Genomic DNA, 13,281 nt, shown 5'->3' with positions numbered 1-13,281 from the left:
ACAAGGGGGACAAGGGGGACAAGGGGGAATCTTGACTCCAAACTCCAAACTCCCAATTCCAAACTCCCAACTCCCAACTCCTAACTCCTAACCCCTAACTCCAAACTCCTAACCCCTAACCCCTAACTCCAAACTCCTAACCCCTAACTCCAAACTCCTAACCCCTAACTCCCAACTCCAAACCCCTAACCCCTAACTCCTAACTCCTAACTCCTAACTCCCAACTCCTAACTCCTAACTCCTAACCCCTAACTCCCAACTCCTAACTCCCAACTCCCAACTCCCAACTCCTAACCCCTAACTCCCAACTCCTAACTCCCAACTCCCAACTCCCAACTCCCAACTCCAAACCAATTATGAAAATTGTTCTTGCAAGTGCAGAAGCTACGCATGAGCTTGGCTTCACTTTTGGTCGATCGCTGGTTGCCGGTAGTGTAATTTTACTAAAAGGTGATTTAGGTGCTGGCAAAACTACGTTAGTCCAAGGTATTGGTGCAGGTTTGGGTATAACTGAACCTATTGTTAGTCCTACTTTTACTCTGATTAATGAGTACGATGAAGGGCGTCTTCCCCTATACCACCTCGATTTATATCGCTTAGAATCAAAAGAAGTCGTAACTTTGAATTTAGAAACCTACTGGGAAGGTATTGAAGTTACACCAGGAATTGTGGCGATCGAATGGGCAGAGCGAATGCCGTACCAGCCAGATAGTTATCTCAAAGTGTGTTTGACCTCTGGGGATGAGGGCACACGTCAAGCCGAAATTACAGCGTTTAATTGCTTGATTAACAAAGCGATCGCACGGCTAGTATAACTCTTCTCAATCAGAGCAAGACACGCTTTTTTATAACTCAAGCCGAAATGAACGCTGTGTATACTCCGCACGGAAATAAGGGAATTGCTAATGTCTCCAGCAAGCACATCTGCTAAAAAAAAAGAAAACTCAGAAATTGCCTATTTCTTGCGACACCACAAAATGTCCGAAAACAGCCCATGTAAAATTGAGGGCTGGTCAAATCTGCCACTACCACGCTCGTCAGAGTCATTTTCAAAATTTGTCATTTTAGTTACCAGCTTTTCCTAAATAATTTTCTACAACGATAGTTTTATCAAGTATTTACATTTGATGTTTGATAGCAAATGTAAATGATGTTATACGTATTTATAATTATAAATACGCATATAGATTATGACTCAATTAAAAAATATAATTCTCGGTACAACAGTATTTTTGCGGCTGAGAGACTACGAATTTTGCCGGATTTATCGTATCTGCTCTCAACTATGCTGCTTACTGCTTGATTGACATCGGGATAGAGTAATTTCCATAGACTTCTTGCACTTCCAAAGGGGAAAGGGGAGCGCTAGTTTGGTCTTGGGGTCTGACTTGACTCTCTACAACGCTTTGAACCCCAACGCGGCTGCCGGGGAACCCGTCCACCGCATAGCCGCGTGAAAGGGGTAGGAAAAAAGCTCTCTTATGCAATAGTGCAAAAAAGAATGAGTCTTGAGGTCTATTGTTAGTATTGCCAAGTTGATTTCAAAATGTAATCAGTAGAAATCGCTAATTACAAGTTAATGAGCTAAATTACTTTGATTTGTTGAGGATAAAAATATATTGCGATCGCTAATTATGTAGTTAATACTGAAGCCAAAGCAGGTTAACCCTACTATATATAGTCCAACGCCCGAAAATCTATTTTGGTAGAAATACGAGATGGTTTTTCAAGCTGCCTTCACTTGATGTTTTTACCGAGATGCGCCCTTAGTGTGAAAATGTTTGAAGCGATCGCCTTGACCAAGAAAAGTGGGACAACATGATTTTTAGCATCAAAAATAGCAAATATCTCAAGAAAATTTGATGCATTATCTCTTATATGTTTGCTGAAGGCGTAAGTAAAATTGAGAGGTAAATTTATGACTAATAATAAACAGATTTCTTTTGGCTTTTGTCTGGTTAAAGAGAACCCCAGTTTCTTTAACAAACCGGGGTTCTGAGTCATAAATAGACATAGGCTGAGAAAAGACCTAGAGACGTAGCACTTGGTAGTCTCTAGGGTTCGGGCAACGCATAATAAGCATAGCAGCCGATGTCTAATAGACATCTCCAAAAATGAACTATGCGTTGTCCGAAATCCTTGATTAGACGATTCTGTGCTACGTCTCTACATTCTTTTCCGGAGATGTCTAATGCAGTTCTACAAAAAATTTAAAGCTTGACCCCGCACATTAGTATTCAACTTGCCTTTGTCATAAACAATTTCACCGTTGACAATAGTTGTCACAGCCCATCCGGTAAGATTCCAGCCTTCAAAAGGACTCCAACCACATTTAGTTAACAATTCCTCGCGTCGGACTTGGTGGTAGGTTTGCAAATCTACTAAAACTAAATCAGCATCAAATCCAGGTGCGATCGCTCCTTTATTCGGAATACCATAGGATGAAGCCACAGCGGTTGACATCCAATTGACAACTTGGGCAACACTACATCGCCCCTGCATGGCAGCAGTTAACATTAAAGGTAGAGAAGTTTCCACCCCAGGCATTCCAGAGGGGCTGTTGGGATATTCTAGAGCCTTCTCCTCTAAAGTGTGGGGTGCATGATCTGTGGCTATAAAATCAATCACACCGTCGCGCAAAGCTTGCCAAAGGACTTCGTTATCGTGAAGCGATCGCAAAGGTGGATTCATCTGCGCCAAAGTCCCAATTGTCTCATAAGCGCTGGTGTTTAACAATAAATGTTGTGGTGTTACCTCTGCCGTTACCCAACTCGGTTTACCCAGACGCAGCAAGTCAGCTTCTTCTGCCGTTGACATGTGCAGAATATGCAGCCGGCGTTGGTATTTTTTAGAAAGTTTTAACGCTAGCTTAGTTGCCAAAAGTGCCGCTTCATTATCTTGAATTTGCGAGTGAACAGCAGGATCGTGAATTCCTTTAAATTCCTTGCGACGTTCGTTGATTCTGGCTTGGTCTTCAGCGTGAACAGCAATTAAGCGATCGCCTTTAGCAAATATAGCATCAAGTGCCGCTTCTTCAGCCACCAGCAAGTGACCGTGTGCCGAACCCATGAAAATCTTAATTCCTGGTGTCGGCTTAGAAGAAAGCAAATCTGGGAGATTCTCTGGAGTTGCGCCAATAAAAAAGCCATAATTAACCAGGCACTTGCTTTGAGCGCGTTGCAACTTGTCGTCTAAAGCTTGCTGAGTAATCGTCAGGGGACGGGTATTCGGCATTTCCAAAAAGGAGGTAACTCCCCCCTTAGCACAAGCACAGCTGGCAGTAAACAAGTCTTCCTTGTGTTCTAGTCCTGGTTCCCGGAAGTGTACCTGGGGGTCAATTACCCCTGGCAACAAAGTTAACCCATCTGCGTCAATTTCTGTTGTTGGTGTTGCCGTGGAGATTTCTGGAGCGACTTCAATAATTTGGCGATCGCGGGTCAGGACATCCCCTACTATTAACTCACCATTAGGTAGAATAATGCGAGCGCGGCGAATCAGTAAACTTTTTGGAGATGACATGGAGTTAAGAGCCAGAAGGAAAATTCACTTTTATCGTGACAGAAAATAATTCTTTGCGGTTAAATTGGTTGCACCATTTTTAACAAATTTTCGCTCCTGGTGACAAAAAAGTTTATTCTTTTTAACTATGAATTACCATGTCAAGATGCCAAAATAACCAGAAACTCACATTTCCCCGGTTAAGATGAACTAATACAGTGACTGTGGTAGTTTAATTAACTCCGTCTTCCTTTTACTTCTGTAATTTAATGCATAATAAAGTGTCTGATAACAACTCTAACCAACAACCTGATAATTCCTGGATCGCAGAACTAGGTAGAACAGTCGTATTAAGTATAATTCTTGCTTTGGGAATTCGTACCTTTGTTGCGGAAGCTCGCTGGATTCCCTCTGGTTCAATGGAACCTACCCTGCACGGATCGGAAAATCAGTGGGAGGCAGACAAAATCATTGTTGATAAGTTGAAGTATAAATTTTCTGACCCACTGCGAGGAGACATTGTAGTATTTTCCCCTACGGAAGAGTTAAAAAAAGAACAATATCAAGATGCTTTTATTAAACGTGTAATTGGTTTACCTGGAGAAAAAGTAGAACTTAGAGATGGCAAAGTATACATCAATAACAAACTTATTCCGGAAACTAATTATCTCAGCAAAGATATACGCACAGAAAAAGAAGTTTGCACATCAGGACCGCAGCCACCTTTTTTAGCCAAACCCGTAACTATACCACCTAACTCATATCTAGTGTTAGGAGACAACCGCACCCAGAGTTATGATGGTCGCTGTTGGGGTGTTGTCCCTCGCGAAAACATTATCGGTCGTGCCATACTTCGTTTTTGGCCCTTAAATCATATTGGCGGAATCGATAATAAGACACCACTGTATCCAAATTAAAGATAATTTAAGAAGGGAAATATACCACAATGAGTCGTAAGCATTCATCAAGTATCGCCATCTTCAAATATACCAAATTTCTGGATAGAGACAACTAAATAAGTAATAATCAATCATGTAATAAAAAGAACGGCAGCTTTTAGAGTAGCTAAATTTATCTGTGTTAAAGCTAACAAAGATTTACATCTGATGTCAGAGAATGTCTGAAAAGTAAACTCTCTTTGTGAAGTATATTTTCAATTTTAGTGGGTGCGTTGATGTAGTTTAACGCACTCTATTTTTGTTTGGTTCTATACCTCTTTCTTTTCTTGGTATCTTGCCTTTTTATTTTTAATTTTAATGTTTCATTCCCCCTTCGCACTTGCGTCTCCGTGATTGAGAAGGAGAAGGGGTTCCGTCAGCTAAAGTATGTTCAAAGCAACGCTTCTTTGCAGGAGAAGGATAAAGTAAGAACCCCATAAATAAATTTAGGGCTGCTGCAAAGACGCGTCTTTTTTTCATCCTTTATCCATCATCAGGTCATCTTGCCCCACTTGCTCTACCCCATCTAAGACATACAAAAGACAAGTATCGGTATCGCACCTAAAAAAATTGACATATTTCTTCAAGCTTTTGGGCAAACTGAAACTTGGAGACAATCACAACAAAAAACAATACTAGATTTAGCCATCAGCCGTAAGTACGTACTGAAGAAGAAGTACTACTAGAAAAAATACGCAGTGGAGGTGAAATATATCAACCAAGTAAAAATCACAAAGACAAAAGTTTTTGTTAATAAACCCAGATAATTACGACTAAAACCATTTATCACAGATCAAGCCGAGTGGAAAGCAAAGGTATACCATGCAGCAGTTGTCAGCTGTGAGGCTTTTAATTTTTTTATTGGAGGCAGAGTTCTGGAGTTCTTGAGAAAGTTTGAGGCTTTTATTCTAAATTTCAAGCATTGCAAATTGTCAGCACAACAGTTTAGCGATGCTAGGAGTGTGATTGATTCGTGTAGTAGCAAGAGAAAGAAGAAAATAGGTAATTTTGTAGTGGTAAAAAAGTAATTTTAGAATTCCTTAAACAAATTGCTCAAGATAACCCGCTAATTTTCCGCGTTTTCCGAGGTTTAGCAAACAACTATCAATTTGAGAAAATTATGGAATTAACTAGAGCAAAGGCAGAATGAATTACAAGCAGTTAGATCCTCAGAAAAAAGAGATTTTGATTATTGACGATACAGCAGATAATTTGCGAGTTTTATTCTCACTACTCACAAAGCATGGGTATAACGTTCGTAAAGCTTTTAACTGGCAAATGGCTCTAACTGCTTGTGAAACAGTATTACCCGATTTAATTTTGCTTGACATTATGATGCCAGAAGTAGATGGCTATAAGGTTTGTCAGCGTTTAAAAGCGAGTGATTTAACTGCCGATATTCCGGTGATTTTTATTAGTGCTTTGGATGACGTTTTTGACAAAATAAAAGCTTTTGGGGCAGGAGGTGTAGACTATATTACCAAACCTTTTGAGTTTGAAGAAGTTTTGGTGCGTGTGAAAAATCAACTAGCGTTGAAAACAGCGCGTCTAGAAATATTGAAATTAAACAGCGAACTAGAACAAAGAGTAAAAGAACGTACTGGTGAATTAGAAAAGGCTCTACAAAAACTTCAGGGAGAAGTGACTTTTCGGCAGCAATTGCAAAATAAACTGCTGAATATAGCACTGCACGATTCACTGACGGGATTGCCAAATCGAGTTTTGTTTATTGAGCGACTAGAAAAAGCTTTTAATCGTGCTCAACTACAAACTGATTTTCAGTTTGCGGTGTTGTTTTTAGATTGCGATCGCTTTAAACTTGTCAATGATTCTCTTGGTCATCTGGTAGGAGATGAATTGCTCATAGCGATTGCCAATCGCCTAGAAGAATCTTTATTGCCTGTTGATACTTTAGCACGATTAGGCGGAGATGAATTTGGAATTATTCTCGAAAATTTAACAGATATCACCGAGGGCATTAAAGTTGCTGAACGGATTCTGCAACAGTTTTCACTAGCTTTTAATTTGTCTCGATATGAGGTATTTATAAATGCTAGTATTGGCATTAGTTGGGGCAATAGTGATTGCGACAAGCCAGAGTATTTGCTGCGAGATGCTGATACAGCAATGTATCGAGCTAAAGCTTTAGGAAAAGCCAGATATCACGTTTTTAATCCAGAAATGCATCACGAAGCTACTCAACTGTTAGAGTTAGAAAACGATTTGCGTAGAGCTGTAGAACGGCAAGAATTTATCGTTTACTACCAGCCAATTATTTCTTTAGTTACAGGCAAAATCTCTGGATTGGAAGCTCTTGTGCGTTGGCAACACCCTAATCACGGTTTGATTTCTCCTACAGAGTTTATCCCGGTTGCGGAAGAAACAGGTTTGATTCATGCCATCAATATTTGGGTATTGCGATCGGCTTGCGAACAGCTAACTATTTGGCAAAATCACAACTCGACACTAAAATCTCTAACTATCAGTGTCAATTTGAGTGTGCGCTTGTTTTCGCACCCGAAATTATTAGCACAAATTGACCAGATTATTCAAGAAACTAAAATAAATCCTGCTTGTCTAGAAATAGAAATTACAGAAAGTGTAATTATGGAAAATAGTCAGGCACTGAAAAAAATATTAGAACAATTAAGAGAGCGAAAAATTAAGTTAGTTATGGATGATTTTGGTACAGGTTATTCATCGTTAAGTTATTTGTATAGCTTTCCTTTTAATGTCTTAAAGATTGACCAATCCTTTGTCAAACGTATGCATGAAAACGAAGAAAGCATGGGGTTAGTGCCAGCGGTGCTCGGTATTGCTAAGTCAATGGGGATGAGTGCGATCGCTGAAGGTGTAGAAACAACTTTCCAGTTAGCACAGCTGAAAAATTTAAACTGTAATTTCGCTCAAGGATATCTATTTTCTCGACCTCTACAACCAGAATTAGTTCTAGATTTCATCACAAACTCACCTCAATGGTAATACCAAGGATGAAAAAAGAATGCGACAGATACATGTTTTCAACCGATGTGGAAATTAATTATGTGTTACCCACAACCGCTAGAAGACGTAGCGCAAAGCTACGTCTCTACATCTTTACCACTTCTATGTGTATTAGTCTATAGTCATTATTTTGACTTTTGACCCTGGACACAGCAAGGCAAAACTTTTTATTAAATAATGAGTACAATTTTCAGTCACATATAAGCATAATAGAGAAGTGACTGATCACATCAACCCTTTACGCTCCCTCAAAGAAGGTCACTGGTTTAAGCTCATCTGCGGCGCCAGTTTCCAACATCTGCCTGCGGTCAGTAGTTTAACATTAGCCTACACATTGGCTGGTGCTGACTGCATAGATGTCGCAGCTGATCCTGCGGTGATTGCAGCAGCACAATCCGCGCTACAAGTAGCCAAAAATCTAGCTGGGGATGCCGAAAAGCGAGGCTTTGGCAAAAATGCAAAGCCTCCTTTGTTAATGGTCAGTTTAAACGATGGGGAAGACCCCCATTTCCGCAAAGCCGAGTTTAATCCTACTGAATGTCCGACAAACTGCGATAGACCATGTGAAAAGATTTGTCCAGTGCAAGCAATTGTATTTAACGGTATAAAAGACGACTTTTCGGGAGTCGTATCGCAAAAATGCTATGGCTGCGGTCGTTGTTTACCAGCTTGTCCTTATGATATAATTTATACAAGGTCGTATGTTTCAACTCCAGGAGCGATCGCACCGTTGGTCATGTCAACCGGGGTAAATGCCGTAGAAATCCATACAAAAGTAGGGCGCTTAACAGAATTTAAACGATTGTGGCAAGCAATTTCACCGTGGTCTGGTAGTCTCAAGGTAGTATCAATTAGTTGTCCCGATGGCGATAACTTAACTGACTACTTACACGCGATTTCGGATCTGATTGCCCCGATAAACAGTGCCTTAATTTGGCAAACTGATGGTCGTCCGATGAGTGGAGATATTGGAGATGGCACCACTCACGCGGCAGTGAAATTAGCCCAAAAAGTTTTGGCAGCTAAATTACCGGGATATGTGCAGTTAGCAGGTGGCACTAACAGCTACACCGTTGCTAAGTTAAAAGCAATGGGACTGGTCAGGAAAGTTAGGAGTGAGGAGTTAGGAGTGAAGAGTAAAGAGTCTTTCATCCCCTTTCCCCCTCCTCCCCTCCCCCCCTCCATATCTGGTATTGCATACGGCAGCTATGCCCGTGTACTGCTGTCACCGATTCTTGAACAGTTAGAAACTAAGGAGGTAAACAAAGCAAGTGTAAAGTCAACTGTTCGCCTTGAAGAAGACGAAGTATTACTTTGGCAAGCTGTAGAGCTTGCTTATTCTCTCGTTTCCCAACTCAAGTCACAGCAGGAGCGCTAATCAAAGCGCGTTGCGGACACAAATCAAAAAAAGTGTCCTATCTATCTCTAAAAACGTCACCATAGAAAGCATGACGATTACAGACGATCTCCAAAAGTTATTAGACATTGTGCCCCAAGACCTGCGTCAAATACTAGAGAGTCATCCCCGACGAGATAGTTTAGTTGAAGTAGTCTTGGATTTGGGTCGTCGCCCAGAAGCTCGTTTTCCTACTAGCGCCGAGTATCTGAGCGAAACACCCGTAACTCAAGAACAGATAGATGATTGCGTCTCAAGAGTGGGAATTTTTGGCGGAGATAATCGGGCAGGAATTGAGCAAACTCTCCATCGCATTAGCGCCATCCGTAACCGCACCGGCAAAATTATCGGCTTGACTTGTCGCGTTGGTCGAGCGGTATTCGGAACGATAGGTATGATCCGCGATTTGGTAGAAACTGGTAAATCGATTCTCATGTTGGGGCGTCCTGGCGTCGGCAAAACTACCGCCTTACGGGAAATAGCCCGTGTTTTGGCGGATGAGTTAAATAAGCGAGTGGTAATCATCGATACCTCTAACGAAATTGCTGGAGATGGTGATGTTGCCCACCCTGCGATTGGTCGTGCCAGACGAATGCAAGTAGCTCATCCCGAAAATCAGCATCAGGTGATGATTGAGGCAGTGGAAAACCATATGCCAGAAGTCATTGTGATTGATGAAATTGGTACAGAACTCGAAGCTCTGGCGGCACGTACTATTGCTGAACGCGGTGTACAGTTGGTAGGTACGGCACATGGCAACCAGATAGAAAACCTGATTAAAAATCCGACTTTATGTGATTTAGTTGGGGGTATCCAGGCTGTGACTTTGGGGGATGACGAAGCGAGAAGACGGGGTAGTCAAAAAACTGTTTTGGAACGCAAAGCACCTCCTACTTTCGAGATTGCTGTGGAAATGCTGGAACGGCAGCGCTGGGTAGTACACGAAGCTGTTGCGGATACAGTTGATAATCTTCTGCGGGGACGTCAGCCTAATCCGCAAACGAGAACCGTTGATGATACCGGCAAAGTGGCGATCGCTCGACAGTTATCTGTAGTAAACGGTCGTGGTTTACCCCAAGCTGTCGGTGAGGAATCTTTCGCATCAGCGCGACCCTCTAACGGCTGGCGTTCATCCGGACAAATGGTAGCACTACCGCTATTATCTCCTGAGCGAGAGCGGGTGGGTGGGCAGAGTGAATTTGACCGCTTATTGGATGAATCTTTCAATTACTCTGAGAGTATTGATTTCGCCGCTCCCAGACACGCTGGACCAAACGGTGAAGACTTGCCATTGTATATTTTCCCCTATGGTGTTAGTCGCCACCAGTTGGAACAGGTAATAAGTGTGTTAACTTTGCCAGTTGTATTGACAAAAGATATAGATAGTGCTGATGCAATTTTAGCACTGCGATCGCATGTCAAAAACCACGCCAAACTCAGGCAAATGGCGAAAGCTCGTCATGTACCAATTCACATGATTAAATCTAGCACTATTCCTCAGATTACTCGTGGTTTGCGACGCTTGCTGAACATGGACGATCCAGAGCTAGCTGATGACCGGGAATTGCAATTATTTCTCCACAGTGGCAGCGATGATGAAATGGATGCTTTAGAGGAAGCTAGACTTGCCGTAGAGCAAATTGTCATTCCCAAAGGGCAACCAGTAGAATTACTGCCACGTTCTGCCCAAGTGCGTAAAATGCAACACGAGTTGGTAGAACACTACCGCTTGAAGTCGCACAGTTTTGGGGATGAACCGAATCGGCGTCTACGGATTTATCCTGCTTAACCTCACCTTCTACCCCCTTTCCAAAGCAGGAAAGGGGGATTTTATTTAGGAATGTTAGTGATTTATCAGGTTAATAGCTTGCTATATATGCAGTTTAACCTTGTGAAAGATGAATGTATTGGCGATCGCGGACGATAATCTTCGTTATTTGTGTATCCCAGATGAAATCAGCTACAAACTTTATTCCTGCATCATGAACACCCAAACAACATCCAAAACACCTGTTGCTTTAACCATCGCTGGTTCAGATAGTGGTGGAGGTGCAGGAATTCAAGCTGATTTACGCACCTTTGCTTTTCACTGCGTTCACGGTACGTGCGCTATTACCTGCGTGACAGCACAGAATACTGTAGGAGTAGTGCGGGTTGATGCAATGCCAAAAGAAGCTGTTATCGCCCAAATTCACGCCGTCGCTGAAGATATTGGCGTGCAAGCAGCAAAAACGGGAATGTTACTTAACCAAGAAATCATTGCTGCTGTAGCTGAAGAAGTAGAAGCTTTACAAATCGATAACTTAGTAGTCGATCCTGTAATGGTATCACGCACCGGGGCACAATTGATTTCTGATGATGCCGTCCAGACTATAAGCCATCTTCTCATCCCCAAAGCGATAATTGTCACGCCAAATCGCTATGAAGCACAGATTTTAACTAACTTAGAGATTAATTCCCTGGATGACATGAAAGCAGCAGCGCAAATGATTCATCGCTCTTTGAGGGCGAAAGCTGTTTTAGTTAAGGGTGGAGGGATGCAAGAAAGTTTGCGAGGTATTGATATCTACTTTGATGGGCAAAATCTGGAAACTTTATCAACTTTGCAGATAGATACAAAAAATACCCACGGTACTGGTTGTACATTATCGGCGGCGATCGCTGCTAATCTAGCAATGGGAAAAGACTTGTTCACAGCAGTGCAACAAGCAAAGGATTACCTTACCACTGCACTATCTCACGCTTTAGATATAGGCAAAGGGCACGGTCCTGTAGGACATTTTTTCCCGTTATTAAAAAATTAACAAATTTTCTTTTGTCCCCCACACCACGCTTCCCCTATTCTCTCCCCAGAATAACCAAATTTGGGATTGTGGGTTTACTCCTATCTCCTGAAAGAGAAAAATTCTTTACTCTCTGGGCATTTTTCTATTATTCTTGGCATAGTTTCCGGGCTGACTCTTTCTGACAGCAGTTCTGAATAATCTAATTACATTCATTTTTGATACTAAACTACCGATGCGAACAAGCACAGGTTCTATTCACACTGATACATCTACAGCAAACCCTAAAGCCTATTCTCCCTCTGTACCACTATCTGTATACCGGGATTTGGCAGGAGAATTGCAAGCAGCAGAGGGAATGTTAGATGCACTTACCGCTCAAAATAAACAATTAGTGCAGGAAAATCAACTGCTTTGCCAAGAAATTACTAAAGCCGTTCAGTCTTTTTTGCACCTGCAAAATTTGGTTGACACTTCTACTACGGCTAATCATAGTCAAATTCCTCACGCTTGTTTTGATTTGAAAAGTCAAACCAGCCATCCCGGAAATGAAGTACCACAACAACAGCGGATTTCTCGTCTTTATTCACCGGCAGTCCCGGAAAATGTGCGTCACGACTTAGGCAGTTCGTACTTCTCTCCCCCAATACCCGAACCAGTTTTCATCGAAGAGGAAGAAGTACGCTATTATCCCCATAGTGAACCAGAGCCGAAAGAAGTCAGCGCTTGGTCGTTAGTCATTGCCGTTTTATTAATCATACTTACAGCTTTTGGCGTTGGGTATGTGATTGTACGTCCGTTTTTTGAGCATCAAAGTCGGTAAAATAGCTTAACTTGTCAAAATCATCTTTTCCATACCCAATGCCCATAGATAGTTATTTGGGGTTGAGATGCTACTTAAAGCGTCAGACAGATGATCTGGTTAGATAGATAAACGAAGCTACTAGAAGTAAGGAGTGGAAATAATGAAAAAAGTAGAAGCGATTATTCGCCCTTTTAAGCTCGATGAAGTGAAAATAGCCTTAGTCAACGCTGGTATCGTTGGTATGACCGTTTCGGAAGTCCGGGGTTTCGGACGGCAAAAAGGTCAAACTGAACGCTATCGGGGTTCTGAATACACGGTTGAGTTTCTGCAAAAGCTCAAAGTGGAAATTGTCGTTGAAGACAACCAAGTTGATATGGTGGTAGACAAAATTATTTCCGCTGCCCGCACTGGTGAAATCGGTGATGGTAAGATTTTTATCTCACCAGTTGAACAAGTTGTGCGGATTCGTACTGGGGAAAAGAACACAGAAGCAGTTTAAAAAAGTTAGGAGTTAGGAGTTAGGAATTAGGAGTTAGGAGTTAGGAGTTAGGAGTTAGGAGTTAGGAGTTGAAGAATATTCTTAATTCAAAACTCAAAGCCCAAAACTTTTTATTCCTAACTCCTGCTGGGGAAAAGAACACAGAAGCAGTCTAAAAAAGTTAGGAGTTAAAAGTTAGGAGGAGCGGAGGAGCGGAGGAGCAGAGGAGCGGAGTTGAAGAATATTCTTAATTCAAAACTCAAAGCCCAAAACTTTTTATTCCTAACTCCTACTGGGGAAAAGAACACAGAAGCAGTCTAAAAAAGTTAGGAGTTAAAAGTTAGGAGGAGCGGAGGAGCGGAGGAGCAGAGTTAGAGTTA

Annotated in this window: 10 protein-coding genes; 9 read left to right on the top strand and 1 reads right to left on the bottom strand. The window is 41.8% G+C overall.

Annotation, left to right across the window (positions count from 1 at the left end; translation table 11 throughout):
- Positions 1–356 precede the first annotated feature (356 nt).
- Complete coding sequence (tsaE, locus tag OGM63_RS12190; RefSeq protein WP_263745836.1) at positions 357–815, top strand: tRNA (adenosine(37)-N6)-threonylcarbamoyltransferase complex ATPase subunit type 1 TsaE; 459 nt, start codon at positions 357–359, stop codon at positions 813–815.
- 1,384 nt (positions 816–2,199) lie between these two features.
- Here tsaE and OGM63_RS12185 read toward each other — a convergent pair.
- Positions 2,200–3,519, bottom strand: coding sequence for a dihydroorotase (locus OGM63_RS12185; protein WP_263745834.1), 1,320 nt, complete (start codon positions 3,517–3,519; stop codon positions 2,200–2,202).
- A 248-nt stretch (positions 3,520–3,767) separates the two neighbouring features.
- Between OGM63_RS12185 and lepB the strand changes: the two genes are divergently transcribed.
- The 8 genes from lepB to OGM63_RS12150 all read left to right on the top strand — a co-directional run bounded on the left by lepB (position 3,768) and on the right by OGM63_RS12150 (position 12,922).
- The gene (lepB, locus tag OGM63_RS12180; RefSeq protein ID WP_263745832.1) at positions 3,768–4,415 is read left to right on the top strand and encodes a signal peptidase I; all 648 of its coding nucleotides are present in this window, start codon (positions 3,768–3,770) and stop codon (positions 4,413–4,415) included.
- Positions 4,416–5,463: 1,048 nt separating this feature from the next.
- Positions 5,464–5,586, top strand: coding sequence for a hypothetical protein (locus OGM63_RS30095; RefSeq protein WP_511041086.1), 123 nt, complete (start codon positions 5,464–5,466; stop codon positions 5,584–5,586).
- Entirely contained in the window at positions 5,583–7,418 is a 1,836-nt protein-coding gene (locus OGM63_RS12175) for a two-component system response regulator (protein ID WP_263745830.1), read from the top strand. The genes OGM63_RS30095 and OGM63_RS12175 overlap by 4 nt, the downstream gene beginning before the upstream one ends.
- A 238-nt stretch (positions 7,419–7,656) precedes the next feature.
- Positions 7,657–8,817: a circadian clock protein LdpA gene (gene ldpA, locus OGM63_RS12170; RefSeq protein WP_263745829.1), complete on the top strand. Its 1,161-nt coding sequence runs from the start codon at positions 7,657–7,659 to the stop codon at positions 8,815–8,817.
- Between the two features lie 70 nt (positions 8,818–8,887).
- Positions 8,888–10,624 carry a R3H domain-containing nucleic acid-binding protein gene (locus OGM63_RS12165; RefSeq protein WP_263745828.1) on the top strand — a complete coding sequence of 579 codons (1,737 nt, stop codon included), beginning with the start codon at positions 8,888–8,890 and terminating at the stop codon, positions 10,622–10,624.
- A gap of 193 nt (positions 10,625–10,817) precedes the next feature.
- Complete coding sequence (gene thiD / locus OGM63_RS12160; RefSeq protein ID WP_263745838.1) at positions 10,818–11,639, top strand: bifunctional hydroxymethylpyrimidine kinase/phosphomethylpyrimidine kinase; 822 nt, start codon at positions 10,818–10,820, stop codon at positions 11,637–11,639.
- Between the two features lie 214 nt (positions 11,640–11,853).
- On the top strand, positions 11,854–12,441 hold the full coding sequence (locus OGM63_RS12155) for a hypothetical protein (RefSeq protein WP_263745827.1): 588 nt from the start codon (positions 11,854–11,856) through the stop codon (positions 12,439–12,441).
- A 142-nt stretch (positions 12,442–12,583) separates the two neighbouring features.
- Positions 12,584–12,922 (top strand): P-II family nitrogen regulator, encoded by a 339-nt coding sequence (locus OGM63_RS12150; protein ID WP_015111218.1) that lies wholly within the window; start codon positions 12,584–12,586, stop codon positions 12,920–12,922.
- Positions 12,923–13,281: the final 359 nt, after the last annotated feature.

Source organism: Plectonema radiosum NIES-515 (assembly GCF_025753815.1).
Taxonomy (GTDB): Bacteria; Cyanobacteriota; Cyanobacteriia; order Cyanobacteriales; family Nostocaceae; genus Hassallia; species Hassallia radiosum_A.
The sequence above is the reverse complement of the archived record's forward strand: the minus strand, read 5'-3'. Positions and strand labels throughout refer to the sequence as shown.